The following is a 25,803-nucleotide window of genomic DNA, read 5'->3' as shown; positions in this document are numbered from 1 at the left end:
AGATATGGAACAGATACAAGAAATTAAGCAGAAATATGGACAAGAAGCAGAAGAAATAATTTCAAGTGGATTAGGTATGGTTAAGAAAGGTAAAAAATATCATTGCCCTAATACATTTGCACATAAGCATGGAGATAAAGACCCAAGTATGAGTTGGGACTCTAAAAGATTTCAATTTTACTGTTTTGCATGTGGAATGAAAATAGATATCTATGGCTATTACAAAGACCATCTTAATTATACCCATGATGAAGTAGTAAGAGAACTTTTGGGGGTAGGTAGCTATAAAGATACTTCAATGCAGAAAAGCAGAGATACATTTTACAATGAGTCTAAAAAGGTAACTGACATTACAGAAGAGTGTATAAAGTATATAAATTCTAGAGGAATTACAAAAGAAACCATAAAGCAATTTAATCTAGGTAGTTATAAAAACTCCATAGCCTTTCCATATTGCAAGTTTGATACTGTGGTAGGGTATAAGACTAGAAAGCCATTAAAAGACCCAGGAAAGCCTAAAATGTTAAATATAACAGGTAGTAAACCATACTTGTTCAATGCACAAAATATTAACCTGGATAATAAAGAGTTAATTATCTGCGAAGGTGAATTTGACTGCATGATTATTTATCAATGTGGATTTACCAATGTGGTAAGCGTAGGTGCCGGTGCAAATAGTTTAGCTGCATTAATAGAACAAGCTAAAGAATTCCTAGAGAATTTTGAAAGCATCATAATAGTTTCTGATAATGATAAAGCTGGAGAAGAAATGGACAGGAAAATGGTTGAATTACTAGGTGATAAAGTAAAGCTGATAGATAAAAGGCTATACACTGTGAATGATGTTAATGAGGAATATTACAAGGGTGGTAGCAGTAAAATAGCTGAATTAATAGATAGTGCAAGATTTAAAATCGAAGGTAGAAGGGATTTAGATAAAGAGCCATACAAGGGATTAATGCAATGTAAAGGCAATTATGTGCCTACAGGTATAAAGAGCATAGATTTCGCTTTGAATGACCTAGCACCTAAATGTGTAACTCTTATTACTGGAAGAAGTAACGGAGGTAAGACAACCTTTGTAAAACAAGTTATAGCCAACGCCATTGATAAAAGCAATAAGGTATATCTCATGAATGGTGAAAATGATGCAGAAATGCTTATAAATGAGATTTATCAGCTTGTTATAGGCAAAGATGAAAATTGCTATAACTGGATAAAGATTAATAAACGTAAGAGGAAAGAGCCTAAAAAAGAAGTTTTGAGAAAGTTGCAAGAATGGCACAAAAATAAATTCTATCTATTCAATAAAGGTGAAAGCAAACTAAAGACCATAGATGAACTACTAGCCATGATAGAAGTTGAAATCAAGTTTAATCAGTACGATTTAATTGTAATTGATAACCTAATGTCTATTCTAAGTGTGAAAGCGGCAGAAAAGTACGAGCAACAAGCTGATTTTGTTCAGAGGTTATGTGATTTAGCTAAGAATTACAATACTCACATAATCCTAGTATTACACCCTAATAAAACCTACAGTAAAGGTTCTGATATGGATTTTGAACAAATAAGCGGTAGTTCGGATATTTACAATAAGGCTGACAATATAATCGCAGTAATAAGGGAATATGAGAGTGAAAAAATAGAAGAAGGTATAAATGGATACTTGCAAGTGCTTAAAAATAGGTACTACGGAGAACTTCCGAAGGTTGAAACTTATTTTGATGATGATACAGGCTTATTGTTAGAGATTGACGAACAGGGGAATATTTTAGCTTATAACCTTAATTGGAAACGTGAAATTATTCCAAAAGACATTCAAGAGGTTATTACGATAAATAAGAAACAAGAAAGCATACTTGAAAATTGGGGGGTATAAAAGTGAATAGTAATTTAATAAAAGTTTATAGGTATATAGCAAGAATAATGTGTAATTCGCAACTTAATGCGAAAGAAACTGAAAAGAAAGGAGCTATGCTTATACAATTTTGTAATAAGTACTTTGAAGAGTATTCAGTAGGCAAAGAAATAGATTTTCAATGGTTCCTAGATTGCGTTGCAATAAGGATTTTCAATTTTGAAGTGATGAAAAATCGTTATAAAGATGAAGAGTTACTAGATAAGCAAAGAAATAATGAACTAAAGACAATGCTATTTATCTTAATGGAAATGTAGCAGATGTATTATAAAATGATTAAATTAAATAAAAAAGGTGCTGAACACTACCAATATTCATCACCAAGGAGCGAGAGACACCTCACACACAAATTAATGGTATCTCAAAAGCTCCTAAAAATCAAGTAAAAAAGGAGATTTTATTTTATGAAATATGAAGAAATTACAAAATTAATTAACAATGTTATAGATAATGAGTTTAATCACGTGCAAGAGTGTGACGAAAGAGATTTTGCTGATACGGATAAAGAGCAGATAGAACTTACCCAAATAGCCGAAAAACTATTCAAGCAATTATGTGAAGATATGCCTGAAGAGTGTCAAAAGTCACTAGATGAATATTATGCCGCAACCACACAAGAATGGATAAACTTATGCAAATTTTATTTCAGAGCTGGGGTAATAGCTGGACTTACAAACCTAGATTTCTTAAAAGATACTGGAATGACAAATTATATTTAAGGAGAATGTTTATGGTTAAGATTAAGTTAAGTTATGAAAAACAAGAAGATATGTTGAAAATACTTAAACAATTATCAAAAGATAATAACATAAGGAAGATTAGTGAACCTAATAAAACTGGAGGCTTTTACAGGGTGTATATTGAATTAGAATAAGGAGAGGGTACAGAATAAGCAATTTTAATATTTAGTAATTGTATTGTTTACAAAAGAATAATAAAGTGAGGTGATAAGAAAATGAATGAAGCTGAAAAATACCTTCTTAAAATCTTAGAGAAAGCAAATAGACAAGTTAGGAGGTAACTATGGAATACAGAAAAACTTTAGTAAATAGGAGAACTCTTGCAGAAAGATGGGATTTTGATAGTACTGAAAGCATACAGAATTATGAAAAACGAGGAATATTAACAAGAAATCCTAATTTTGAAGCACCACGTTACTACATGGAGGAAGTACTTAAAATCGAAACATTAAAAGAAATCAATCCACTATCTCCACTCGAGAGAAGAAGATTAGAAAGAAAAATCGAAGAGTTGGAAAAGGAAAACATGAACTTAAAAGATAGGCTAACTAACATAAAAGTTTTAGTAGGTTAATATACGATAAAATTATATATAGCAAAGGGAAGGGAATGGATATGGATACAGATATGAAACCAACACCTAAGATGATAACTAAGAATGGTAAACCATTTGTAACAGATGGGTATGTTGGTAATAGCAAATTTATAGTTATGAATCAACCATCTGAAAAGACAGTAATGTACTTAAACCAATTATATTTAGATACTTACTTAGCTTCATTGGAAGAAGATTAATTATTAAAACTACGCCTAGGTGGGTAAATTATTCAAGCGCTCTACAGAGGAAAAAAATAAAAGAGGATGGGCAATGAATATTGAGGTTTTCAAGAGTGAAGATTTTGGAGAAGTAAGAGTTATAACAAAAGATAATGAACCTTGGTTTTTAGCTAAGGATATATCAGAAAAACTGGAATACTCAGAAATATCAGTAATGCTTAGAAGATTAGATGATGATGAAACTGCCAAAATTGAACCGACCGAAATAGTCGATACAAATAATATGGCTGGAGAAATAGCAACTATTACGAAAGCGGATTAAATAAAGATGGGGTCGTTACTACCGATACCAACTAGACAAACTTTATAAAACATAGGGGAATGTGATAATTCCCCTTTATTTTTAATAATCATGTGGTTACTAAGTGAATATATGAAGTAACTACAAAGGGGGGATTATATGTATTGCGTAATTCAAGAGGTAGAATTAAAGAAAGAAAATCAATATGGAGAATATAAAGAACTTAAATCATATGAAAGTAGATTTACAATGTATAATGAAGAACATGTAAAGTATGGTTATACTTATTCAGATGAAAGATTTAAAAGACCTATGAAGAAAGCTTATAAAATAAGCATACATCACAGTTACAGAGAAGAAGGGAAAGTTAAAAAGAAACAATGGGTAATATGCACAATGGAGTATTACGATATAGCTCAAGGTACTACATATATAGGAGATTACTTTACATCTTCAAATTGGAAAAAAAAGCTTAAATCCATAGGAGTATCAGAAGATGAATTATGTGATTTGGTATATAAAAAACTAGATCCCTTAATAGAGAATATACAAAGTGAATTTCAAGGAACAGAAGAGTATAAAGTAAAACAAAAACATGATAAAATAACTACATTGTATATAGCACATAAGCTTGAATTTGAAGAGAAATATGGTAAAGACACATATGATTATTGTTATGATGTGTTTGGAGAACTTAGGAACAAGGTAAAGCTTGAAGAAATAAAAGAGAAGTACAAGCAACAGAAAGAATATGAGCGTAGTTACTATGAAAATTATAAAAGTAACTACAATGATTATTTCAAAAGTAGTTACCATGAAGATAAAGTTAGTACCTACACAGAGGAAGAAAAATCATATTTAAAGAAAATATATAAAGCTGCAGCTATGAAACTTCATCCGGATACTGCTAAAGATAGTGGAGAGGGTATGAAATTCTTAAATAATCTTAAGGAAAAATGGGGTATATAGCATAGTCAAAACTTATAGTCATATATTAAATATTAACTACCCCCAATAAATGGAGGTACTACAAAAAACGGAGGTACTCCAAAAATTAGGAGTATACTACCCCCGAAAAACGGAGGTACACTACCCCCGAAAAATGGGGGTCAAAAAGAAAAGAAAAATAAAAAGAAAATAAAATATATAGATCATCTCGTAAATGTACTGTTTTTAGAGTTGATTTTATGCTTTTACTGGATTGGTATTTTAGTATGGAGTAAATAACATAGTGATTTGAATAAATATTTAGGGCTTAAAGAGCAATTAATCAGAGTATGGCTATTAAAAAAATAATCCTAGTGTCTAGAAAAGTGTCTAAAAAGTGTAAAGTTATTACTGTAATACTGTACAGTTGTAAAGTGGTAAAGTGAATTAAGAATTAAGTAAAATCAATGTGTGGGTGTAGGCTAACGTGTGGACAAATACGTACATTTTAAAAAAACTCTAATTATCGACTGTGAACTGGCTTAGTGAGGTAATGGCTGTAATAGCTGAGTTGATTACCAAAATAAAAGGATGTATAGACTCGTGAAAGTAGAATATGTTGACACGATAAAAAGAGTAATGCAACAAAGGTGAAAGTACTCTATGTGGACTCGATAAAAGTACACTTGATAAACTCGATAAAAAGAGTTTTCAGTTGGATGAAAGCAGTATACCGGATAAGTGGGGTTTTGTAACACGGTAAAAAAATATATTGACACGATAAAAAATAACTTATGTGGACTCGATAAAGAGAGAATGAATAAATAATGGCACCGTGTAGATGTTATAACGATATTTCAAGGTTACTCACTAATCATGGGTAGCCTTTTAAAGTCTCAAAATATGAATTTAATGTATTTAGCACATAATTAAAATAACAATATGATTTTAAATGGCTCTAAAATCGTTTTTAAGAAGTTTTTACAATAAAACGAGTATTTACTCTAAACTATAATTAAAACGCATTTAAAAGGTAGATATGAAGAAAATAAAGGTATGTTATACTTATATATGATTATACTTTGAAGAATTATTTATTAAAGATGCAGTGGAATAAAAATAAATCATGTTCATAACTTAACAGTATTGACTACGGTAAAATTATGACGTAAAATCAATGTATAGAGCGGTGTCAAAACTTATGGTCATAAGCAGGCTGAAAAGAGGGGTAAAATTATGAGTGAAATAATAGGATATACCAGGGTGTCAAGTAGAAGTCAGTTAGATAATAATTCATTGGAGCAGCAACAACAAGAGATATTAAATAGATATGATAATGCAATTATATATAAAGAACAGTATACAGGTACTACAACACATAGACCTATATTTGATAAGATTATTAATGGTTTAAGTGCTGGAGATACGTTAGTTGTATGTAAGCTTGATAGATTAGCACGTAATACAGTTGAGGGAATAGAAATAGTCCAAGGATTATTTGATAGAGGTATAGCAGTACATGTATTGAATGTAGGGTTATTAGAGAATACCACAATGGGTAAGTTCTTTTTAACAACTTTATTAGCAGTTGCAGAGATGGAGCGTAATACAATTATAGAACGTACTCAAAATGGTAAGGCTATAGCTAAAACTAAGGAAGGATTCGCAGAGGGTAGACCTAAGAAGTATACTAAAAAGCAGTTAGATAATGCTATTGAAATGTTAAAAGATGGTAGTTACACAGAAGTGGCAGACATTACTGGAATAAGCAAAAGTACATTAGTAAGAGAAGTTAAGAAAAGAAGGTAAATTTTTATATATAAGTGTCGGTAACCATTGATATAACTACGTTTATATGGTATAATAGATTTATAAAAGTTAATAAATAAGTACCACATTTTTATAATGTAAAGCTATAAGGCTACGGGAATATTTAGAGTTAAATACTCTTTGTTTTCTGTAGCTTTTTTTATTTATAAAGACCCCCTACCTTCTAAATTCCAATTTTTGCGTGTCCTGTCGATAGTCGACATAAAATTTCTCACCATTTTTTAAAACTCGGATAGGGGGTAGCATTCTAAATTCCAAGAGGTTTCATATTTCACGGTTATCAAAAATATTTTTTCAAAACAAAAGGGCTTATCGTGTAAATTCAGAATAAGAAATTTAAGTGATATAAAACATAAGTATTATGAATTTAAATGGTAGGAGGAATAATTATGGAATTAGAAAAAGTATTGATAAGTCGTAAGAGTCTTGCAGAAAGATGGGATTTTAATACAGAAAGTATTTTGAAATATGAACAGGATGGGGTATTAACAAGAAACCCTAATTTTGAAGCACCGCGCTACTATATGGAGGAAATAATAAAAATAGAATCATTAGGAGAGGTTAACCCACTATCTCCTTTGGAGAGAAGAAGATTAGAGAAAAGAAAAATAAAGGAGTTAAAACAAATGGATAAAGCGTGGTATTCGGTAGAAGAAGTATCTAAATTATTGGGGGTTAGCAAACAAACTGTTAGAGATAAATTAGCTACTAAAGAAATTACAGGTACTAAGATTGGTAGAGAATGGAGAATTTTAAAAGATGAAGTTAATTCTATTTTGGGCATATCAAACAAAGTAGATGAAAAGGATCAATACATCAAAGAGTTAGAATCTAAAATTGAGTATCTAACTTTGCAAAATGAATCTTTTAAAAACATAGCCAATTCATTAGTTAAAATTATTAGTTAACAGAATGATCTTAAGAAGACAAGTTAATGAATGAATTAACACTCATAAACAAAGATGGACAACTAAGCAGCTCTAAGGAGGGCAAAACAAGGAGGCTTAACAGCCTTTTATAAAAAACTATCTTTGAAAAATGGACAAACACTACACATTATATTCTATGTGTAGAACCAAAGAAATATTACTAAATTATTCAAGCAGCTCCAACGTGAGTGTAAAGAATTTAAGGAGGAATAAGGATGAAAGATAAAAAAGCAGATTTATTAGTACAAAGGATTGATGAATTAATAAAGAAAGAAGATTTGACAGCAAGAGAAACAATGTGTTTATTAACTCGCTGCCAAAATCAACTTCTTAGAAATATGCCAATTAATGAAAGTTTAGATAGTAAGTTTAATTGGTTCCTCTAGACAAAAATGTTTTTACAGTGTCAAGTTCATCAACGTATAAATCATACATATCGCCATATGTAGTAATTTTTCCGTTATCAATTTGTCTTTGAACTTTTAACATTGTGAAATCATGAGCTAATTGTTCTAAAGAAACATCATAAGGTTTGTTATCCATATCACGCACCCCCTTTCAACAATATTTTAGCATTTATTGGGGTATAAAACAAAATAAAGTATAAAAGTAAAATAAGAGGTAAAAAGGAGAGAGTAAAATGAAAATTAACAATATAGAATTGAAGGATATAGACATATTAGACCTTGAAGTAGCTGAAAAGTGGGAAGATGCCCTAGAACGTGTCGAGGGAGTCGCAAAATCTATTGAAGGTATGAAAATATCTGAAAGTATTAGAACACAGTGTAATGCTATATTTGATGTATTTAATACCTTATTCGGAGAGGGTACAGATAAGAAAGTGTTTGGTGGTAAAGTTAATTTACTAACTTGTTTAAAGGCCTTTGAAGAATTAGTAACACAAATGAGTGCTAAAAACTCTGAGGTTGAGAAAATAGCAAGTAAATATTCTTCTAATAGAGTGCAAAGAAGAAGTAAAAAATAATGAATATTAATGGAGTTTTATTGAAATTAGATATTTCAAACGAGGATGATTTAAATAGATATAGACAATGCTTAAATGGTTTATGTGAAGGATTTGATGAGATAAAGGATACAAAGGCTATATCTAATAAGTGTAAAGAAGCATTTTATGCAATGGTAATATGTAGTTTCTTTGATGAATTGTTTGGTAATGGTACCCGTGAGAAGTTATTTGGAGACAAGCCGTATTATTATAGATGTTTCAATGCCTTAAAGCAACTTCAAAATGAAGTTATTAATCAAAAGAAAGATATGAGAGGATTAATAATAAAATTTCCAAGTAAAAGATAGTTAGATCATGGAAGGAGGTGAAAAAATGGCAGATGGACGGATTATAATTGATACTCAGATTGACAGTAAAGGGGCAGAAAAAGGTGTTAATAAATTAGGTTCTACATTAGGAGGTGCTGCTAAAACTGGTCTAAAACTATTTACTGGAGCGGTAGCGGCGGCTGGTGTTGCGGTTACTGGGTTGACTAAATTATCGATTGACCAATACGCTGAATACGAACAATTAGTCGGTGGTGTTGAAACTTTATTTAAAAGCAGTAGTGATGAAGTAATTGGATATGCTAATGATGCTTATAAAACTGCGGGTATGTCAGCAAATGAGTATATGAAAACTATAACAGGTTTTTCAGCTTCATTATTGCAAGGCCTTGGTGGAGATACTAAAAAAGCCGCTGAAATAGGGAATAAGGCTGTTACTGATATGTCTGATAATGCTAATAAAATGGGTACGGCTATTGGAGATATACAAAATGCCTATCAAGGGTTTGCAAAGCAAAATTATACTATGCTAGATAACTTGAAACTTGGGTATGGTGGTACTAAAACCGAAATGGAAAGACTTCTTGCAGATGCACGAAAACTTACTGGAATTAAATATGATATAAACAATTTCAGTGATGTAATAGAGGCCATCCACGCAGTTCAAACTGAAATGGGAATCACGGGAACAACAGCTAAAGAGGCATCATCTACAATTGAAGGTAGTTTTAACATGACTAAATCTGCATGGACGAACTTACTAACTGGTATGGCTGATGATAATGCCAATTTTGATGTGTTAGTACAAAATTTAGTTAACAGTTTAGGCTCTCTAGGTAAAAATTTATTGCCAAGAATAAAAACTGCAATAAAAGGTATTGGAGAATTATTTAGAACATTACTACCTAAAGTCCTAGATGAAATTCCAGAAATGATGGCATCTTTATTTCCAGAATCAATGCAAGAAGATGTTAAAAGAATATTTGAAGGTATAGCTGATGCAGTAAAAAATGCTGTTGATGTTGCTATGGAATGGCTTCCTAAAATAACAGAAGTGTTTGCATGGCTATTGGACAATTCAGAATTTATAGCAGCAGGAATAGTGGGCATAGGTGTAGCATTATTGACATTGAAAGTTGTTAATACTGTAAGTAAAATCGGTGGCATATTCAAAGATTTATTTATGGAAATAGCAACAGGTACTCCAATAATGAAAGCTTTTAATATTGTATTAGGCATGAATCCTTATGTATTAATAGCAGCAGCGGTAGTGGGTTTGGTAGCTGGATTCATATACTTATGGAACACTAGTGAAGGCTTTAGAAATTTTTTCATAAACATGTGGGAAAGTATAAAGACATTCTTTATAGACACATGGAATGCTATAATGGGATTTTTTACTGAAACAATACCTAGTTGGATAGAAAGTATGAAAACTTGGTTCGGTTCTCTAGGCGAATGGTTCGGAACTTTATGGACTAATATCAAACAATGGTTTGTAGATGGATGGAACGCAATTGTGACTTTCTTCACCGAGAGCATACCGGCATGGTGGGAAGGTGTGAAACAAGCCTTTGCAGATGGGTGGAATGCGGTTGTATCCTTCTTCACAGTAACTATTCCATTATGGCTGGAGCAAATGTTTAACTGGTTTATGGAATTACCTAATAAGATAGGCTATGCTCTGGGGTTTGCATTTACTACAATAGTTAATTGGGGAATAAATGCATGGAATAGTTTCACGGAAACTTGTACAAATATTTATAACACAGTAACTGAGTGGTTCTCCCAATTACCGGGTAGAATATGGGAGTTTATAACTAATGCTTACAATAAAATAGTTCAATGGGGTGAAAATACATTAAATAACTTTATATTAGTATGTAGTAACGTTTATTACATTGTTAGTGAATGGTTTAAAAAGTTACCAGGTCGTATATGGGAGTTCTTAGTAAAGGCGTATAACAATGTAGTTAACTGGGGAACACAAACTTATAACAATATGGTTAATACAGTTAGCAATGCTATAAATGCAGTTATAGAGTGGTTTGCTAAATTACCAGGGCGAATATGGGAATGGCTACTAAATACAATTAAGAAAGTTATTCAATTCGGTAAAGATTTAGGGGCAAAATCACGTGAAGCCGGTGGCGAAATGGTCGAAAACATTATAGGCGCAGTTAAAGACCTTCCGTCTAAGTTTTGGGATATTGGGGTTAATATTGTTAAAGGGATTTGGGAAGGTATTAAGTCAGTTGGTTCGTGGTTGAACCAAAAAGTTACTGGATTCTTTGATGGAATGTTAAAAGGCGCACAGGATGCCAATGAAATAAAATCACCTTCTCGATTATACCGTGATGAAGTAGGAAAATACATGGCACAAGGTGTCGGAGTAGGGTTCGAGGATGAAGCTTCTAGGGTGGAAAAAGATATAAGGAAAAACTTATCTGATATAGTATCTAATATCGATATTGATGAAGTCAGTGCTAAACTTACTGCGGCGGTATATGGTGAACAAGCTAGAATGTCAGCAGCTATTAATTCAAGAGCAAATAATGCTACTACTAATAATGTAATAACCAACGATAATGGAGTAACTCAACACGTTACTATAGTTAATCCGGAGAGGACACCAAGCGAAAATGCAAGAGCGTTAAAAAAAGTTGGAAGAGATTTAGGGTTTGGATATTAGAGATAAGAAGAATATAGTATTGAAAATATAAAAGAAGAGATAGGCTCAAAATTGAGCTTATCTTATTTTATAGAAGATGAATATAGCATCTTAATTGAGGCTATTCTCTCATTGAGCTATTAGTTTAATATTGGGGTGATAATTGTTGGAGTTAAATAATGAAGAATTAGTTAGAGAATATCAAGAAGGTAGCAAACAGGCACTTGAAAAACTAATAGAACAGAATACAGGAATTATAAGGAAGATAGCGGGTAAATATAGTAAAGTATGCTCCAGGGGGATAGAATTTGATGATTTATTTCAAAGTGGAGTTATTGGACTAATGAGTGCAGCTAAAATGTACAAATTTGATTTAGAGAATAAAGCTAAGTTTATAACTTATGCAGCTCATTATATTAATAGATGGATATGTAGATGTGTAAATGGAAGAAGTGAGAAAGATATTGCTAATACAAAATTTTATAACAGTTGTAAAAGTCTTAATACCCCAATTAGTAATGATGGGGAAAGTGAAGAAGAAATAGGAAACTTTATAGAATGTAAGGATTATGGCTTTGAAAATCTTATAGAGAACGAATTTCATAAGCATGTTAGAAATGAGTTAGATCAAGTTATGAGTGAATATTTAACGTTAAATGAGAGAGAAGCAATTAAATTTCTCTATGGTTGGGAATGTGATGTTATGAATATGCAAGAAGTAAGTGAAATATTAAATATTACAAGAGAAAGAGTAAGGCAATTGAGAAATAATGCACTTAGAAAAATAAGACATACTTCATGGTGGATGACAAAAGGCAAATTCTATGCTCATGAGATTAAAGGACTTATATATACAAAGAAGTCGGGTAGAACACTCTCCTATAAGGAAGTTGAAAAAGATGATTATAGCATTGAAACTATTGAAGGCCATAATTTTATAAATAAATATTTTGATGATTTAATGGGGGTATAGATATGATAGGATTTAAAACGTGGCAATCTAAAACAGATTATGATTTCTCAGATGATCCATGCGAAAACTTTCAGATATATCTTTATTATATATGTGATATGAGAGATATTGATAATAAAAAGATTATGCTTAAATATTTAAATGCAGTTAATCCTAAAAATTGTACAGTACCTAAAGAAGAGGTTATAAGATTATTTAATAAAGCATATGAGGAATATAAGAAATGTATTAAATTGATAAGAAGTAATACTATAGTAGCATTAAAAAGTGTTAATAAGTTTAAAGAAGAACTAAAATCATGTGATGAAGAAAGAGCTAAAGAGTTAAAATATTATTTAACTGCAATAGCTGGAGTATTGAAGACATTAAGTGAAGAAGAGCAAAGAGTAATAGCTTATAGATATTTTGAAGGTATGACGTATGTTAATATAGGAAAATACATAGAATGTTCTCCTGGTACTGTTAGAAATAGAATAATTAAAACTATAGAAAGTATTGAGGGAATTCTATTTGATATATATAATATTCATAAATGGAGTATTTAAATCTTTTATGTTTTAAACTACTGATTAAATTAAGTGATAACTATGTAAAGTAAAGGGGTGTTTAATATATGGACAAGGTTACTTTATTGACGGTTAAAGATTTAGCAGCTAGGTGGCAAAAGGATGAAGGAACTATAAGAAGATATATAGCAGAAAAAACCATTACACCTTGTAAAAATGTGCCAGGGATGATGTTTCACCCTTCATATATTGCAAAACTAGAAGGTGTTGAACTGGATAAATTCTCACCACTGGAAAGAAGAAGGATGCAAAGAAGAATTGAGGATTTAGAAACTATAGTGAAATTACAAAATGAACAACTTAGAAAAGTAGCAATGCTAGGAACTGAAAGTATGAATTTATTGCAAAAGATAATGATAGAGTGAGAAGAATTTGAGGTTTAAAGGAAATAATACAAATATATTATACACCTGTAGAAATATAGGTGTATTTTTTTTACGTGATGGGAATTATAAGAGGTATAAAATATTATATGGAATAAAAGCAGTGTTAATACATGTTTTAGATATAGGAGGAAGTATGTGGTTTAATTATATGAATGGAGATTTAAATAAGATTTTTGATGATTTTTATGAAAAAATTATGTCATCAAAGCTAATATTTCTAGCATTGAATAAATTAGATATTTTTAATCAGATTGATGTTAGGGAATTTGTTGATGAAGTGTATTGGTATAATGATGAAAATAGAAAAATGTATTTTTCTAAATTGTACTTTGTAGGTATTGATATTATCAATGGATACCTATATGAAGCTCTATATTCAAAAATATATTCTGAGTATGAGTATTTTATAAAAGAGTTAGTTGCATATCTTAAGCAGCATGATGAAAAACAATACAAACATTTTTGTAAATTTTCTCAATACAAAGATGCCTTATTAAAGGAAATAATGAATGCAGAGATAGAAGAAATGATAGAGCATATTGATGACATTAGAGTTGTTAGAAATCATATTATACATAATAATTCAATTGTGGATGAAGCTACATGGGATAGAAATAAGGATAAAATTGAAAATGTTGTAGATCTTTGTGATGAATTAAAACCATTGGAATTCATAGAAATTACAGAATTTCACATGGAATGTTTATATGATAGTCTTGAGACTCTTATGCATAAAATTAGAGATTATTTTATAAGTAAACCAGATAAATTTAGGATAAAAGGTTATTCTAACTAGAGTAAGGAAATTTATTAATAGATAAATATGAGTAAATTGCATATTGATTCAATTCAATTCAATTCGATTTAATTAAGTTGAATTGAATTGAATTATCACGTTATAGTGAGAAAACAAAAGAAAATATAAGATATTATCACGCTATCGTGATAATTTGGGTAATAATTTGGTATACAGAATTATGGAATTAGCATAATATATAATTAAGTAATACTATGTAATATTTGGTATTACATATGAGCAAAATGGACAAGTATTATTATATATTGTTCTTTTACATGTATAAATTAAAAAAAAAATGAAATACTTAAGGATAGGTTCGAATAGATATGTATACTAATACAAGAGCAAATATAAATGGGTTTCATGTGAATGATAAAGAAAGATGTTTAGAGTTTACACAAAAAAAAGAATATTTAATTGTTAGTGAAGATACATATTGGTTAGGATTTGGGATGTATTTTTGGGATAATAGGAGCAATGCAAAGTACTGGATGCATATCAAACGTAATCAAAATCCTGATAAGGAATATATTGGTGTAAGGGCAAATATATTTATATATGAAGATATTTTATTGGATTTGACAGATGAATCTACAGTAGAAAAAATAGAAGAAATTTGGGATATGTACTGTAAACTTAATAAAGAAAAACAAAGTCAACCATTAGGAATTAAACTTGATAAGTTATTTGATTTTCTTGAAGAATGGGATGATTTAAATGTTATTAAGGGAATTGGAGATTATAATATAAATCAAAATAAAAGCGATTCTCTTAGACTTAGCAATAATTACAAAGGGCCTCAAATAAGAGGAGGATTAAAAGTAATATACTGTGTAAGACAGCCTGATATAGCAATTAATCGAGATGTGATAGGAGTTGATTAAATGAAGGTTTCAGAAATGCTTAATAGTTGTATTGAAAAAATGAAGAATATGACACAAGAAGAGTTTGATTTAATTAAATCAAACAGAGGGTTAAATGACAAAATTTATGATGAAAGTAAATATGTCGATTATACTTTCAATATAGAACTTCCCAATAATAAAAATCAATTAAGAAAAAAAGAATGTTTAGTATATAATTATATTGATTCAAACACAGATAATAAAATGTTATATAATAATTGGATATCAATAAATTATATAAATCGTTATTCTAGTGTATTAAAGATCAAAAAGAATGATTATGTATATCAATTTTTTAAAAATAAGTCAGGTATTTTAGAAAATGAATCACTAGTATCAAAAAATAAAATTGGTGATGACAAATATTATGAGGATAATGAGGATTTTTCAAAGGCGGCGTAATTTATGAGTAAGATTAATAGTTCACTTAGGTTCAAAAACTATGTTGTAGAAAGCATTAATTTTAATACAAATTTTAAATTTGATGGAGAGCAAAAAGAAATAGAATTTGATTTAGATAGCGATTATTCGATTGAAGAAAATGATTTTATGCTCAGTTTAGAAGTAGTTATTTTTCCAGAAGCTGAGAAGAATAATTATCCATTTACAATGGAAGTAAAAATTATTGGATTGTTTGAAATTGATTCGCAGATAGATGAAAAAACGAGAGAAAATTTTATTGAGAAGAATTCAATTGCAATTTTATTTCCATATTTAAGAGCATTAGTATCAGTATATAGTGCTAATGCTAATATTGGAACATTGGTATTACCACCAATAAATGTTGTAAATTATCTAAAGAACAAAAGAAAACAATCTGGTAATATAGGTTAAGTACTTTACTCAAGATAAAGCAAGTTATTTATTTTATAAGTTTTGACAATTTTATTTATAACATATGACCTTGTAAAAGATATATATTCGTATATATCTTTTTGTTTTAAGTTTCAATATATTGGGTACTATTTGGGTACTAAGGACATAAGAAATCGCATTAAAATGAATGATGATAGAATAATTTAAAATTGAAAAGTGCTGATATACAAGGGGTTGCGAAGATTTGAAAGAATATAAAAAAGACTATCTAACGCACTCCAAAACCGTTGGTTCCGGGTTCAAGTCCTCGTGCCCCTGCCATAGAAACCTAGTGATTTTAGTAATCGCTAGGTTTTTTTATTGTTTTCTTTTATCTTATTTTTACATAGATAAAGAGAGTAAAAATGTACCGTATAATTCCATAAAAATAATTAAATAAATTTATTGAGGAAGTAATAAACCTGTGATATAATCTGTAAGTTAAGAAAATAAAATAAGTTATTAATCACATTTTAAGTTTATATATGTAAGTTAAAGTTATCTATGTGAGGCGTGATTTAAGCTATGTTTTTAGAAAGGACATAGCTTTATATGGTGAAGGGAGAAATTTTATGGAAAAACGTGTGCCAGAATTTAAAGGTTTACTAAGAAGTCATATGATTGAGTTACCTAAGGTTATTAGGGACGCTACTGGAATTGTTATATTTGGGAAAAGAATTAAATCTTTAGTGTTTTCAACTGATGTAGCAGTTATAAGAAATACTAATGCAGATGCTGTTATTGCAGTATATCCATTTACGCCTCAACCCAGAATAACTGAAGCACTATTACTAGCATCAGATATCCCAGTATTTTGTGGGGTAGGTGGATCTATTACTACAGGTAAAAGGGTAATAAATCTAGCATTGGATGCTGAATTTAAGGGAGCTATGGGGGTTGTAGTTAATTCATCTATAGGCAATGATGTTATTGCAGGGATGAGAGAAACTATAGATTTACCAATATTAGTTACCGTTGTTTCAGAAAAAGACGATATAGATGGAAGAATAGCAGCAGGAGCAACTATACTTAATGTATCAGGAGCTAAAGAAACTGCGAATATTGTTAGACATATAAGAAGTAAGTACCCAGATGTACCTATTATAGCAACAGGAGGTCCTACAGATGAGAGCATACGTGAAACTATAATTGCTGGGGCTAATGCTATAACATATACACCACAAAGTACTAGTGATATATTAAATGAAATAATGATTAAACATAGAAAAAGATATGAAGACTAATTTCATTCAGAAATGTAATATTTGCAACGAATATTATATTTGAGGTGATTTATTTATGGACAAGGCAACTTGGATGTTAGGAATAATAGTTCCATTAATATCTGCAGCATTTGGTGGAGGTATATCTCTATTAATTATGAGAAAACTAATTATGGAAGAGAGAAAAAAATCTAAGAAAGAACGTGCTATAGATATTAATAACGATAAAATAAAAAGTTATAAGGAGCTATTTGAACTAAATAAAAAAATTAAAGTCTTTGGAGATAAAATTAAAAATAACACAATACCTAATTGGATAAACGTAGAAAGCTATTATAGAGACGAATTTATAATAGAATTTGAAGAGATTATAAATAATTATAAATTTGTAAATGGTTATATTAATGACAAAAAGATAAATGAATATGCACAAAATGTACTTAAGTTATCACAAATTATAGTAGTAGAATTAAAAGATAGAGAAAACTACGGTACTACTTCTGAAAAAGTAGAAACCTGTGTAGATACGTTGATAGAAGTTTTAAATACAATAGAAAAGAACATTTTATCTGTAGTGTTAGAACTATCTATAGAGAAGTATAAGTAATATAAATATTTATAGTGAATATATTTTATTCTAAGACAGTCTTACCATGAATGTATTATCAAATTTGTATTTGATAATAAAAGTATATGAAATGTTTATGATTTTAAATGGATTATGTTAGATTTAATTAATTGGACTAAAGCATAATAGGTGTGGTAAAATAGAATAGTTAAATTTACTACATAAGACCATGTGAAGTAAATAGAGAGAGGATTGTAAATATGAATATTCTTATTTTATCTGCATCTACTGGTGGAGGACATTTAAAAGCATCAAAGGCTTTAGAATCATATATTTTAGAAAATGAGTTAGGTGCTAAAGTAAAAGTAGTGGATACCTTAGAGTATGTTAATCCATTTATAAATAAAATCGTAACTAAGGGATATATAGTACTGGCAAAGTATTTAAATTCCTTATATAAAAATATATATAGTTTAACGGACAAGTCTGGGGTTTTAACATGTTTAGTAACAAAGTTAATTTATTTATTTTCGAAAAAATTAATACCCTTAATAGAAGGATTTGCTCCAGATGTAATCATAACTACTCATCCCTTTCCTACAGAAATGATTTCTATATTAAAGGGAAATAGAAGTATAAAGGTGCCATCAATATGTATAATGACTGATTATGCACCACATAAAACATGGATAAAACCTAATGTAGATGAATATTGTGTAGCATGTGAAGACATGGTAGAAGGTATGATAGATAGAGGAGTTCCTCCAGAAAAAGTTCATCCTTATGGAATCCCTGTATATGATGGTTTTTTTCATCAAGATGAAGATGATAAAAAAATACTGTTAGATGAGCTGGGATTAAGCGAAAGTAAAATGACCGTGTTAGTCATGGCTGGAAGCTTCGGAGTATATAATATAGAAAAAATCTATAAGAATATAAATAATATTCCTATGGATTTTCAAATTGTAATTCTAACGGGTAATAATAAAAGACTATATAATAAAATTAAGGAACAGATTAAGTTTAGTAAAAAACAGACAAAGCTTATTAAGTTTACCAATGAAGTTCATAGATATATGAACTTAGCAGACGTCTTAATTACTAAACCAGGAGGGCTTACAGTATCAGAAGCATTAGCAGCAAATCTTCCTTTAATTACCTTTGATGCAATACCTGGACAAGAAGAAGCAAATGCAAAGTTTCTATTAGATCATGGCATGTCCATATCTATAGGCAGAGGTGATAATTGTACTGAAGCTATAGAGGCTTTGATTAAGGACAAAAACAAATTAAGAGAGATTAAAGAAAACTGTATGACTTTTGATAAATCAAATTCAACAAATGAGTTACTAGAACTTATAAGAAGATTAATGAAAGAAAATGAAGCTGAATGTAATTCAGAAATTGCATAAAACTTAAATAATTAAGACCAAGGTTTTTAAGACCTTGGTCTTTTAATCTTATGATGGGAATATTTAGAATTTGACTTTATAATACGAGTCTTTAGGTTTATTTATGAGATTTTTTAATGGCATTAATAAATTTATCTAAAAACTTAAATGAACCATTTTTAATGTGTAAAAATCCCATTATAGATAATATAACACCACTTAAAGAACCACTTATCATATCTGTCATAGTATCCGTAAGACTATTAAGTTGAGAATCAAACCCCAATAGTTGATCTCCTGCAAATTCCCAGAACTCCCACAGTGCAGCTCCAGAAACAGTAAAGAGTAATATATACATCCCTATGAATAATGGTGGAAGGGTTTTGATATTATTTTCACCTATAAGAGGTTTTAAAATTATTAAAGATAAAAACCCTAAAAGAGCCCCTGAAGCAAAATGAAGAAATATATCCCACCAAGGTAGTATTGAGTACATATTATACATCCGGCCTAATAGTAGCGCTAAGAATATAAAAAATTGCAATAAAAAGTCAGATAAACTAGATAATTTAACTTTAAATATATATAAAATTATATCTGGTATAAAGGACGTGATAAGAATTAATAGAATGTTGCTAATGTAATTTGAATTATTATCAGTTTTTACAAATGAATAATAAACAAATAGTATTAATAAAATTGATCTAAATATCCATTTGAAAAATAAAGCAAAAGAAGACTTTGTATTTTTCATTGATTTCCCTCCGAGCTATTTATGGCGTTTTCTATAAGAATAAGTTTTTCTGCTCTAGAAAGTTTTTTTATTTCACATTCTCTTTTTAAAGCTGAAGATTTGTCAGGTAAATTTTCATAGTGAACAATTTCTACAGGTAATCTGCATCTGGTGTACTTAGCTCCTTTACCACTATTATGGCATTTAAGCCTTTTGTTTAAATCAGTTGTCCATCCTGTATATAAAGTATTGTCATTACATCTTAATATATAAACAAAAAACATATCTTTACCTCATATAAAATATATTAAAAATTAGAATAATTATTACTGTTGTATAATACTATTTAAATAGTATATCATTATTTTAGCATGAATATATTATACTATTTTATAAATACTAGTATATTCATATTGAATTAAATTAAATCATAGGGTATAATTAAATTGGATTAAAAAGAAATAGCAAATATTATGTTGATTTAAATTGAATAAAGTATAGTTTTAGGTACATTATGTTTAATAGGGAAAGTGGTTAAAGTCCACTACAGCCCCCGCTACTGTGTACGAAGACAAAATCTCATAGAAAAACCACTGGAGTGTATTTCTGGGAAGGTGAGATGGAGGATGATACGTGAGTCAGGAGACCTGCCTAAAGCATAGATATGACACTTCGGAGGGAAGGGAGTTAATAGTTTAGTTTGTATATTTATTACAAATTATAATTCTGTTATGAGTTAAATTGAATTTTAACCTCTACCTTTTGGGTAGAGGTTTTATTTTGCACTAATTTATTAAATTTGGAGGAACTAAAATGAAAAAGGCTATATTAGTAGTAAGTTTTGGAACTACTTATAAGGATACATTAAAATTAACTATAGAAAAAATTGAGGATGAAATAAGAGAAAGATTTAAAGAGTATCATGTTATGAGAGCTTTTACAGCCCATATGATAATTAAGAAAATAAAAAATAGAGATGGAATAATTGTACCTACTCCGGAGGAAGCTTTAGAGCAACTATATAAAGAAGGCTATGAAGAAGTTATAGTTCAGCCGCTTCATATAATACCAGGTGAAGAGTTCCAATATGTTAGGTTAGTAGTTGATAAGTTTAGAGAGAGTAATAAATTTAAATCAATAAAAGTAGGTAGACCAGCCCTTCACTTTCAAGGAGGGGAAGAAACACCTAATGATTATGAGGTGTTTATAGATGCTATAAAAGAAATTATACCAAAAGATAAGACCATGGTATTTATGGGACATGGAAGTAATCATCCAGCTAACTCAGCCTTTGTAGCACTTCAAAGCGTATTTACTTACTTAAATTATAATAATGTATACGTTGGAACAGTAGAAGGATATCCTACCGTAGATATGATAGTAGAAATTCTTAAAAGAGAAGGTATTGATCACGTTAAGTTAGCACCACTTATGCTAGTAGCTGGAGACCATGCAACTAATGATATGGCTTCTGATGAAGAAGATTCATGGAAGACTATTTTAGAAGAAGCTGGAATTAAAGTAGACATATATCTTCATGGTTTGGGTGAGATTGAGAAGTTTAGACATATATATGTGAATCATGTACAAGATGTAATAGATAATAAATATCTTCATTTGGGAGATACGAAGAAAACACCATAAAGGAGTAAATTATGAAAAGTATAATAGTTTCTTCAAATAGTAGTGGCGGTGGAAAGACCACTGTTACATTAGCACTTATGAAAACTCTTATAGATAGAGGATATAAGGTTCAAGGATATAAAGTTGGACCTGACTATATAGATCCAGCCTTTCATAGAGAAATAACAGGAGTAGCTACAAGAAACTTAGATTTATTTCTAATGGGAGAACCAGGGGTTAAGGAGAGTTATCTAAGAGGTCAGGGTGATCTAGGAATCATTGAAGGAGTTATGGGACTTTATGATGGAAAAGGTATAGATACTAATTTTTCTACAGCTCATGTATCTAGAACTTTAGATTTGCCTGTGGTATTAGTATTATCTCCTAAAGCTCAATCAGCAACTTTATGTGCTGAAATAGAAGGACTTCGAAATTATGAAAATGTGAACATAGTAGGGATAATACTTAATAATATTAGTGAAAGTTACTATAAACTTTTGAAAAAAGCTATTGAAGTAAATTGCAGCGGGATTAGAGTTTTCGGATACATACCTAAGGATGAGAGGTTAGCTTTAAAAAGTAGGCATTTAGGCCTTGTGCAGAGTAGCGAGGTTGAAGATTTATCAAAGAAGATAGAGTTATGCAGTAGCCTTATGGAAGAGTATGTAGATGTAGATAGCCTTATAGAAGAATTTAAAGCTTCAGATATTCAATCTACTAACAGTGAAGATTTCCACGCTGAAAACAAAGATATAAAGATTGCAGTAGCCTATGATAAAGCCTTTAGTTTTTATTATAAAGAGAATATAGAGCTTTTGGAAGAGGTTGGAACAGTTCAGTATTTTAGCCCCCTAAAAGATAGAGAAGTGCCAAAGGATGTAGATTTTATATATATAGGTGGAGGATACCCAGAAGTATTCAAGGAAGAGTTATCTTCTAATAAATCTATGTTAAATAGTGTTAGAAAAGCCTTAAACAGTGGAGTAAAATGCTATGCAGAATGTGGTGGACTCATGTATCTTACAGAGAGCATAGATGGAGTTGAAACAGTAGGTTTCTTTAATGGAACATCTTATATGACTGGAAAACTTAATAATTTTGGATACGCAACTATAAAGATATCAGAGAAAAATTCTATAGTGCCAAAGGATATGATGATTAATTGTCATGAATTCCATAAATCACTGGTAGATTTAAAAGAAGAAGAAATATATGAATTAGAAAAGAAAGCCTACGATGGAACCACAAAGAAGTGGAAGTGTGGGTATGTAAAAAATAATGTTTTAGCAGCTTATGGACATATACATTTCTTTTCTAATATTGATTTTTTTAATAGCTTAATTAAGTAGATGTAATTTTAAAATAGAGATTTATTAAGGAAAGTTATTTCCTTAAGTAGGAGGAGAAATGGATTATATAAAAATACCAATGGACATAGAAAAGAGAAGTTTTGAAATTATAGGAGAAGAAATGGGACCTCATAATTTCGATGATAGAGAGCTTTCTATAATTAAGAGAGTTATTCATACTACAGCAGATTTTGAATATAAGGATTTAGTTTATATGACAGATGATGCTATAGATACAGCCCTAGAGATTCTAAAAAAGGGAACAACTATATATACAGATACTAATATGGCACTTTCAGGAATAAATAAAAGAGCCTTAGAAAAGTTAAATTGCAGGGTTGTATGTTATGTATCAGAACCAGAAGTTGCAGAGATTGCAAAGGAAAGAGGCATAACTCGTTCTATGGCTGCAGTAGAAAAGGCAGTAGGAGATGGAGTAGAGTTCTTTGTATTTGGAAATGCTCCAACGGCTTTATTCAAACTTAAAGAGTTTATTGAATCAGGAAAGTCTAATTGTAAATTTATTATAGGAGCTCCAATAGGATTCGTAGGAGCAGCTGAATCAAAAGAAGAAATAGAAAAATTAAAAGATATAGATATGATGACAGTTAGAGGAAGAAAGGGCGGAAGTGCAGTAGCAGCAGCTATAGTCAATGCTCTTATGTATATGTTAGTAGAGAGATAATAAAGAAGGTATTAGAATGTTAGACTTATATGTTAACAGTAATGGTAAAAAGTTAAGATGTGGTTATACTACAGGGTCCTGTGCAGCAGCTGCTGCTAAGGCAGCTACTTACATGCTTTTTACTGGTAAAAAAATTAAAGAGATAGAGATTAATACACCAAAGGGAATAATTTTAAACTTAGTAATAGATGAAGTTGTTTTTGGTGATGACTATGTGGAATGTTCCATTATAAAAGATGGTGGAGATGACATAGATGCTACCCACGGATTACCTATATGGGCGAGAGCTGAAAAGGGTGAAGAAAGATATATTTTAAAAGGTGGAAAAGGTGTAGGAGTAGTTAATGGTGAAGGCCTCTATATTGAAAAGGGTGAAGCTGCTATTAATCCAGTACCTAGACTTATGATAGAGCAAGAGGTAAGTAGTGTGCTTCCAGAGGATGAAGGAGTTACTATTACTATATTTGTACCAAGGGGAGAAGAAGTAGCAAAGAAAACCTTTAATCCTAGACTTAATATAGTAGGAGGAATATCCATATTAGGAACTACAGGAATTGTTTATCCTATGTCTGAAGAATCAATTAAAGAATCAATAAAAATTGAGATAACTCAAAAGGCTTTAAAAAATAAGGTTCTTATATTAGCCTTTGGAAACATGGGAGAAAAGGTTGCAGAATCTATGGGATATTCTATAGATCAAGTGGCTATAATATCAAACTTTGTTGGATTTGCTATAGAATGTTGTGTTAGCTGTGGAGTTAAAGAGATAATTATAATAGGTCATATAGGTAAGATATGTAAGATATCTGCTGGTAGCTTTAACACTCACAGTAGAGTATGTGATGTAAGACTAGAAGTAATAGCATTAGAATTAGCATTAGCAGGAGCTCCACATGACTTAGTTAGAAGTATATATAATGAAAAGACTACAGAGGGTGCTATAAAAGCTTTAAAGGGTGAATATAGTGAGATATATAAAACTATTGTAGATAAAGTGAAGAAAAGAATGGAGCTTTATAGCTATGGTGAACTTAAATGTGATGTAGTTATGTATTGGGGTGCAACTAATCCTAAGATATTAGCTACAACATTATAGAGGTGGAAAGATGATTTATGTAGTAGGACTTGGTCCAGGAAGTAAGGAGTATATACTTCCTAAGGCTGTTGAAACTTTAGAAAATAGTGATATGTTAGTAGGATTTTCTAGAGCTTTGGAAAGTGTAAATTTTATAAATACTGAAAGAGTGGCAGTTAAGTCTTTATCAGATATTTTGAAGATAGTAGAAGATAATAAGAGCAAGAAAATATCTATAATTGCATCGGGAGACCCATGTTTTTATGGAGTTACTGATTATATAAAGAGAAATATAAAAGAGGAGCCTATAGAGATAATACCAGGACTTAGCTCTTTTCAATATCTAATGAGCAAGATAGGGAAGAGTTGGAATGGAAAATTTTTAGGCAGTGTCCATGGAAGAGAAGAAGATTTTTTAACTGTTGTTAAAGAAAATAGCATGTGTATATTCTTAACAGATAGTAAAAATTCACCTAAGGTTTTAGCAAATAAACTGTTTATAGAAAATATAAGTTGTAATATATGGGTAGGAGAAAATTTATCCTATGAAGATGAGAAAATAACAGTAGGTACACCAGAAGAGATAATGGAGAAGGAATTTTCTTCATTAAGTGTCTTTGTAGTGGAGGAAGTTTAAATGAAATATATAAAAGATGAAGAGTTTATAAGAGGAAACTGTCCTATAACAAAGGAAGAAGTTAGAATTCTAAGTGTAGCAAAACTTAATTTAGAGGAAAATTCTAAACTTCTAGATGTAGGAGCTGGAACTGGTTCCATATCAATTCAAGGAAGTAAGATTTGCACTTCTGGTAGTGTTGTTGCAATAGAGAGAGATGAAGAAGCCTTAGAGGTAATCTATAAAAATAAAGATAAGTTTAATTGTGATAATTTAGAGATTATAGAAGGTGAAGCTTTAGAAGCTTTAGACTCTATTAAGGAAAAGTTTAATAGTATCTTTATTGGAGGTAGTGGTGGAAATCTTGAAAAAATAATTGAGAAATGCCATAACCTTCTTGAAGATGATGGAGTAATGGTTTTAAATTTTATAACCATTGATAATGTATATAAAGCAATGAGTACTTTAAAAGAATTAAACATGAAAATTAGCTGTACTCAAGTTGGCGTAAGTAAAACAAGAGGCCAAAGTTATATGTTATTTGGATATAATCCAATTTTTATTGTAGAGGCTTATAAGAATTAGAAATATTGTAATGTAGTAGGTTTGTAGTACAAGGAAATACAGCAATAGAAAATAGTTAAGAATTGAAAATATTGTTTTATAGTAG

33 protein-coding genes and 1 riboswitch are annotated in these 25,803 nt (G+C 30.2%); of the genes, 30 read left to right on the top strand and 3 right to left on the bottom strand.

The annotated features are described in order from the left end of the window. Positions 1 to 4 precede the first annotated feature (4 nt). The 11 genes from B2S02_RS09510 (at position 5) to B2S02_RS09460 (ending at position 7,808) form a co-directional block, all read left to right on the top strand. A complete protein-coding gene (locus B2S02_RS09510; RefSeq protein WP_346920637.1) occupies positions 5 to 1,879 on the top strand; it encodes a DnaB-like helicase C-terminal domain-containing protein in 1,875 nt (624 codons plus the stop codon). 2 nt (positions 1,880 to 1,881) lie between these two features. Then, entirely contained in the window at positions 1,882 to 2,175 is a 294-nt protein-coding gene (locus B2S02_RS09505) for a hypothetical protein (RefSeq protein WP_346920636.1), read from the top strand. Between the two features lie 147 nt (positions 2,176 to 2,322). Then, positions 2,323 to 2,637: a hypothetical protein gene (locus B2S02_RS09500; protein ID WP_346920635.1), complete on the top strand. Its 315-nt coding sequence runs from the start codon at positions 2,323 to 2,325 to the stop codon at positions 2,635 to 2,637. Positions 2,638 to 2,648: 11 nt separating this feature from the next. Then, positions 2,649 to 2,792 carry a hypothetical protein gene (locus B2S02_RS09495; protein WP_346920634.1) on the top strand — a complete coding sequence of 48 codons (144 nt, stop codon included), beginning with the start codon at positions 2,649 to 2,651 and terminating at the stop codon, positions 2,790 to 2,792. A gap of 149 nt (positions 2,793 to 2,941) precedes the next feature. Beyond that, on the top strand, positions 2,942 to 3,232 hold the full coding sequence (locus B2S02_RS09490; protein ID WP_346920633.1) for a transcription factor: 291 nt from the start codon (positions 2,942 to 2,944) through the stop codon (positions 3,230 to 3,232). 41 nt (positions 3,233 to 3,273) lie between these two features. Continuing rightward, the gene (locus tag B2S02_RS09485; protein WP_346920632.1) at positions 3,274 to 3,453 is read left to right on the top strand and encodes a hypothetical protein; all 180 of its coding nucleotides are present in this window, start codon (positions 3,274 to 3,276) and stop codon (positions 3,451 to 3,453) included. A 73-nt stretch (positions 3,454 to 3,526) separates the two neighbouring features. Next, the gene (locus B2S02_RS09480) at positions 3,527 to 3,757 is read left to right on the top strand and encodes a BRO-N domain-containing protein (RefSeq protein WP_346920631.1); all 231 of its coding nucleotides are present in this window, start codon (positions 3,527 to 3,529) and stop codon (positions 3,755 to 3,757) included. 138 nt (positions 3,758 to 3,895) lie between these two features. Continuing rightward, on the top strand, positions 3,896 to 4,705 hold the full coding sequence (locus B2S02_RS09475; protein WP_346920630.1) for a hypothetical protein: 810 nt from the start codon (positions 3,896 to 3,898) through the stop codon (positions 4,703 to 4,705). Between the two features lie 1,194 nt (positions 4,706 to 5,899). Then, on the top strand, positions 5,900 to 6,472 hold the full coding sequence (locus B2S02_RS09470) for a recombinase family protein (RefSeq protein ID WP_346920629.1): 573 nt from the start codon (positions 5,900 to 5,902) through the stop codon (positions 6,470 to 6,472). Between the two features lie 410 nt (positions 6,473 to 6,882). After that, complete coding sequence (locus B2S02_RS09465; RefSeq protein WP_346920628.1) at positions 6,883 to 7,401, top strand: helix-turn-helix domain-containing protein; 519 nt, start codon at positions 6,883 to 6,885, stop codon at positions 7,399 to 7,401. A 236-nt stretch (positions 7,402 to 7,637) separates the two neighbouring features. After that, on the top strand, positions 7,638 to 7,808 hold the full coding sequence (locus B2S02_RS09460) for a hypothetical protein (protein ID WP_346920627.1): 171 nt from the start codon (positions 7,638 to 7,640) through the stop codon (positions 7,806 to 7,808). Here the strand turns inward: B2S02_RS09460 and B2S02_RS09455 are convergent. After that, positions 7,792 to 7,965 (bottom strand): hypothetical protein, encoded by a 174-nt coding sequence (locus B2S02_RS09455; RefSeq protein WP_346920626.1) that lies wholly within the window; start codon positions 7,963 to 7,965, stop codon positions 7,792 to 7,794. The genes B2S02_RS09460 and B2S02_RS09455 overlap by 17 nt on opposite strands. Positions 7,966 to 8,062: 97 nt before the next feature. On the opposite strand from B2S02_RS09455, the gene B2S02_RS09450 reads away from it, so the two are divergent. The 13 genes from B2S02_RS09450 (at position 8,063) to B2S02_RS09390 (ending at position 19,073) form a co-directional block, all read left to right on the top strand. After that, positions 8,063 to 8,407, top strand: coding sequence for a DUF6673 family protein (locus B2S02_RS09450; protein WP_346920625.1), 345 nt, complete (start codon positions 8,063 to 8,065; stop codon positions 8,405 to 8,407). Further along, entirely contained in the window at positions 8,407 to 8,736 is a 330-nt protein-coding gene (locus B2S02_RS09445) for a DUF6673 family protein (RefSeq protein WP_346920624.1), read from the top strand. Before B2S02_RS09450 ends, B2S02_RS09445 begins: the two co-directional genes overlap by 1 nt. A 25-nt stretch (positions 8,737 to 8,761) precedes the next feature. Beyond that, complete coding sequence (locus tag B2S02_RS09440; RefSeq protein ID WP_346920623.1) at positions 8,762 to 11,407, top strand: hypothetical protein; 2,646 nt, start codon at positions 8,762 to 8,764, stop codon at positions 11,405 to 11,407. Between the two features lie 145 nt (positions 11,408 to 11,552). Further along, entirely contained in the window at positions 11,553 to 12,359 is an 807-nt protein-coding gene (locus B2S02_RS09435) for a sigma-70 family RNA polymerase sigma factor (RefSeq protein ID WP_346920622.1), read from the top strand. A gap of 2 nt (positions 12,360 to 12,361) precedes the next feature. Next, positions 12,362 to 12,904 carry a sigma factor-like helix-turn-helix DNA-binding protein gene (locus B2S02_RS09430; protein ID WP_346920621.1) on the top strand — a complete coding sequence of 181 codons (543 nt, stop codon included), beginning with the start codon at positions 12,362 to 12,364 and terminating at the stop codon, positions 12,902 to 12,904. 68 nt (positions 12,905 to 12,972) lie between these two features. Beyond that, a complete protein-coding gene (locus B2S02_RS09425) occupies positions 12,973 to 13,290 on the top strand; it encodes a histidine kinase (RefSeq protein WP_346920620.1) in 318 nt (105 codons plus the stop codon). A 154-nt stretch (positions 13,291 to 13,444) separates the two neighbouring features. Further along, positions 13,445 to 14,107 carry a hypothetical protein gene (locus tag B2S02_RS09420; protein ID WP_346920619.1) on the top strand — a complete coding sequence of 221 codons (663 nt, stop codon included), beginning with the start codon at positions 13,445 to 13,447 and terminating at the stop codon, positions 14,105 to 14,107. Positions 14,108 to 14,475: 368 nt separating this feature from the next. Then, complete coding sequence (locus B2S02_RS09415) at positions 14,476 to 14,994, top strand: hypothetical protein (RefSeq protein ID WP_346920618.1); 519 nt, start codon at positions 14,476 to 14,478, stop codon at positions 14,992 to 14,994. Then, a complete protein-coding gene (locus tag B2S02_RS09410; protein ID WP_346920617.1) occupies positions 14,995 to 15,417 on the top strand; it encodes a hypothetical protein in 423 nt (140 codons plus the stop codon). A gap of 3 nt (positions 15,418 to 15,420) precedes the next feature. Then, entirely contained in the window at positions 15,421 to 15,849 is a 429-nt protein-coding gene (locus B2S02_RS09405) for a protein-export chaperone SecB (protein WP_346920616.1), read from the top strand. A 593-nt stretch (positions 15,850 to 16,442) separates the two neighbouring features. Then, positions 16,443 to 17,114: a hydrolase gene (locus tag B2S02_RS09400; RefSeq protein WP_035129704.1), complete on the top strand. Its 672-nt coding sequence runs from the start codon at positions 16,443 to 16,445 to the stop codon at positions 17,112 to 17,114. A 55-nt stretch (positions 17,115 to 17,169) separates the two neighbouring features. Next, positions 17,170 to 17,700, top strand: a complete 531-nt coding sequence (locus B2S02_RS09395; RefSeq protein WP_035129701.1) for a hypothetical protein — start codon at positions 17,170 to 17,172, stop codon at positions 17,698 to 17,700. Between the two features lie 221 nt (positions 17,701 to 17,921). Continuing rightward, positions 17,922 to 19,073: an MGDG synthase family glycosyltransferase gene (locus tag B2S02_RS09390; RefSeq protein ID WP_346878049.1), complete on the top strand. Its 1,152-nt coding sequence runs from the start codon at positions 17,922 to 17,924 to the stop codon at positions 19,071 to 19,073. Positions 19,074 to 19,170: 97 nt separating this feature from the next. Here B2S02_RS09390 and B2S02_RS09385 read toward each other — a convergent pair whose 3' ends face one another. Both B2S02_RS09385 and B2S02_RS09380 read right to left on the bottom strand, forming a co-directional pair. Beyond that, a complete protein-coding gene (locus B2S02_RS09385) occupies positions 19,171 to 19,806 on the bottom strand; it encodes a hypothetical protein (RefSeq protein ID WP_346879763.1) in 636 nt (211 codons plus the stop codon). After that, entirely contained in the window at positions 19,803 to 20,069 is a 267-nt protein-coding gene (locus B2S02_RS09380) for a GIY-YIG nuclease family protein (RefSeq protein WP_346920615.1), read from the bottom strand. Before B2S02_RS09380 ends, B2S02_RS09385 begins: the two co-directional genes overlap by 4 nt. A 204-nt stretch (positions 20,070 to 20,273) precedes the next feature. After that, a riboswitch (cobalamin riboswitch) is annotated at positions 20,274 to 20,454 on the top strand. Between the two features lie 144 nt (positions 20,455 to 20,598). Between B2S02_RS09380 and B2S02_RS09375 the strand changes: the two genes are divergently transcribed. From B2S02_RS09375 to cbiT, 6 genes are read left to right on the top strand one after another with little or no spacing between them, the layout of a single operon-like run. Then, positions 20,599 to 21,429 (top strand): sirohydrochlorin cobaltochelatase, encoded by an 831-nt coding sequence (locus B2S02_RS09375; RefSeq protein ID WP_346847029.1) that lies wholly within the window; start codon positions 20,599 to 20,601, stop codon positions 21,427 to 21,429. Between the two features lie 11 nt (positions 21,430 to 21,440). After that, entirely contained in the window at positions 21,441 to 22,757 is a 1,317-nt protein-coding gene (locus tag B2S02_RS09370) for a cobyrinate a,c-diamide synthase (protein WP_346847030.1), read from the top strand. Positions 22,758 to 22,815: 58 nt separating this feature from the next. After that, on the top strand, positions 22,816 to 23,442 hold the full coding sequence (locus B2S02_RS09365) for a precorrin-8X methylmutase (RefSeq protein WP_035129691.1): 627 nt from the start codon (positions 22,816 to 22,818) through the stop codon (positions 23,440 to 23,442). A gap of 16 nt (positions 23,443 to 23,458) precedes the next feature. Further along, positions 23,459 to 24,538: a cobalt-precorrin-5B (C(1))-methyltransferase CbiD gene (gene cbiD, locus B2S02_RS09360; protein ID WP_346847031.1), complete on the top strand. Its 1,080-nt coding sequence runs from the start codon at positions 23,459 to 23,461 to the stop codon at positions 24,536 to 24,538. A gap of 10 nt (positions 24,539 to 24,548) precedes the next feature. Continuing rightward, entirely contained in the window at positions 24,549 to 25,154 is a 606-nt protein-coding gene (gene cbiE / locus B2S02_RS09355) for a precorrin-6y C5,15-methyltransferase (decarboxylating) subunit CbiE (protein WP_346847032.1), read from the top strand. Continuing rightward, a complete protein-coding gene (gene cbiT, locus B2S02_RS09350; RefSeq protein ID WP_346920614.1) occupies positions 25,155 to 25,718 on the top strand; it encodes a precorrin-6Y C5,15-methyltransferase (decarboxylating) subunit CbiT in 564 nt (187 codons plus the stop codon). Positions 25,719 to 25,803 lie beyond the last annotated feature (85 nt).

The sequence above is a fragment of the Clostridium sp. UBA7339 genome (assembly GCF_002470865.1).
Taxonomy (GTDB): domain Bacteria; phylum Bacillota; class Clostridia; order Clostridiales; family Clostridiaceae; genus Clostridium_J; species Clostridium_J sulfidigenes.
The sequence above is the reverse complement of the archived record's forward strand: the minus strand, read 5'-3'. Positions and strand labels throughout refer to the sequence as shown.

Excerpts from the sequence above, each read along its gene's own strand:
- B2S02_RS09510 (WP_346920637.1), top strand. The coding sequence starts at position 5 with ATGGAACAGATACAAGAAATTAAGCAGAAATATGGACAAGAAGCAGAA.
- B2S02_RS09500 (WP_346920635.1), top strand. The coding sequence starts at position 2,323 with ATGAAATATGAAGAAATTACAAAATTAATTAACAATGTTATAGATAAT.
- B2S02_RS09495 (WP_346920634.1), top strand. The coding sequence starts at position 2,649 with ATGGTTAAGATTAAGTTAAGTTATGAAAAACAAGAAGATATGTTGAAA.
- B2S02_RS09490 (WP_346920633.1), top strand. The coding sequence starts at position 2,942 with ATGGAATACAGAAAAACTTTAGTAAATAGGAGAACTCTTGCAGAAAGA.
- B2S02_RS09485 (WP_346920632.1), top strand. The coding sequence starts at position 3,274 with ATGGATACAGATATGAAACCAACACCTAAGATGATAACTAAGAATGGT.
- B2S02_RS09480 (WP_346920631.1), top strand. The coding sequence starts at position 3,527 with ATGAATATTGAGGTTTTCAAGAGTGAAGATTTTGGAGAAGTAAGAGTT.
- B2S02_RS09475 (WP_346920630.1), top strand. The coding sequence starts at position 3,896 with ATGTATTGCGTAATTCAAGAGGTAGAATTAAAGAAAGAAAATCAATAT.
- B2S02_RS09470 (WP_346920629.1), top strand. The coding sequence starts at position 5,900 with ATGAGTGAAATAATAGGATATACCAGGGTGTCAAGTAGAAGTCAGTTA.
- B2S02_RS09465 (WP_346920628.1), top strand. The coding sequence starts at position 6,883 with ATGGAATTAGAAAAAGTATTGATAAGTCGTAAGAGTCTTGCAGAAAGA.
- B2S02_RS09460 (WP_346920627.1), top strand. The coding sequence starts at position 7,638 with ATGAAAGATAAAAAAGCAGATTTATTAGTACAAAGGATTGATGAATTA.
- B2S02_RS09455 (WP_346920626.1), bottom strand. The coding sequence starts at position 7,965 with ATGGATAACAAACCTTATGATGTTTCTTTAGAACAATTAGCTCATGAT.
- B2S02_RS09450 (WP_346920625.1), top strand. The coding sequence starts at position 8,063 with ATGAAAATTAACAATATAGAATTGAAGGATATAGACATATTAGACCTT.
- B2S02_RS09445 (WP_346920624.1), top strand. The coding sequence starts at position 8,407 with ATGAATATTAATGGAGTTTTATTGAAATTAGATATTTCAAACGAGGAT.
- B2S02_RS09440 (WP_346920623.1), top strand. The coding sequence starts at position 8,762 with ATGGCAGATGGACGGATTATAATTGATACTCAGATTGACAGTAAAGGG.
- B2S02_RS09430 (WP_346920621.1), top strand. The coding sequence starts at position 12,362 with ATGATAGGATTTAAAACGTGGCAATCTAAAACAGATTATGATTTCTCA.
- B2S02_RS09425 (WP_346920620.1), top strand. The coding sequence starts at position 12,973 with ATGGACAAGGTTACTTTATTGACGGTTAAAGATTTAGCAGCTAGGTGG.
- B2S02_RS09420 (WP_346920619.1), top strand. The coding sequence starts at position 13,445 with ATGTGGTTTAATTATATGAATGGAGATTTAAATAAGATTTTTGATGAT.
- B2S02_RS09410 (WP_346920617.1), top strand. The coding sequence starts at position 14,995 with ATGAAGGTTTCAGAAATGCTTAATAGTTGTATTGAAAAAATGAAGAAT.
- B2S02_RS09405 (WP_346920616.1), top strand. The coding sequence starts at position 15,421 with ATGAGTAAGATTAATAGTTCACTTAGGTTCAAAAACTATGTTGTAGAA.
- B2S02_RS09400 (WP_035129704.1), top strand. The coding sequence starts at position 16,443 with ATGGAAAAACGTGTGCCAGAATTTAAAGGTTTACTAAGAAGTCATATG.
- B2S02_RS09395 (WP_035129701.1), top strand. The coding sequence starts at position 17,170 with ATGGACAAGGCAACTTGGATGTTAGGAATAATAGTTCCATTAATATCT.
- B2S02_RS09390 (WP_346878049.1), top strand. The coding sequence starts at position 17,922 with ATGAATATTCTTATTTTATCTGCATCTACTGGTGGAGGACATTTAAAA.
- B2S02_RS09385 (WP_346879763.1), bottom strand. The coding sequence starts at position 19,806 with ATGAAAAATACAAAGTCTTCTTTTGCTTTATTTTTCAAATGGATATTT.
- B2S02_RS09380 (WP_346920615.1), bottom strand. The coding sequence starts at position 20,069 with ATGTTTTTTGTTTATATATTAAGATGTAATGACAATACTTTATATACA.
- B2S02_RS09375 (WP_346847029.1), top strand. The coding sequence starts at position 20,599 with ATGAAAAAGGCTATATTAGTAGTAAGTTTTGGAACTACTTATAAGGAT.
- B2S02_RS09370 (WP_346847030.1), top strand. The coding sequence starts at position 21,441 with ATGAAAAGTATAATAGTTTCTTCAAATAGTAGTGGCGGTGGAAAGACC.
- B2S02_RS09365 (WP_035129691.1), top strand. The coding sequence starts at position 22,816 with ATGGATTATATAAAAATACCAATGGACATAGAAAAGAGAAGTTTTGAA.
- cbiD (WP_346847031.1), top strand. The coding sequence starts at position 23,459 with ATGTTAGACTTATATGTTAACAGTAATGGTAAAAAGTTAAGATGTGGT.
- cbiE (WP_346847032.1), top strand. The coding sequence starts at position 24,549 with ATGATTTATGTAGTAGGACTTGGTCCAGGAAGTAAGGAGTATATACTT.
- cbiT (WP_346920614.1), top strand. The coding sequence starts at position 25,155 with ATGAAATATATAAAAGATGAAGAGTTTATAAGAGGAAACTGTCCTATA.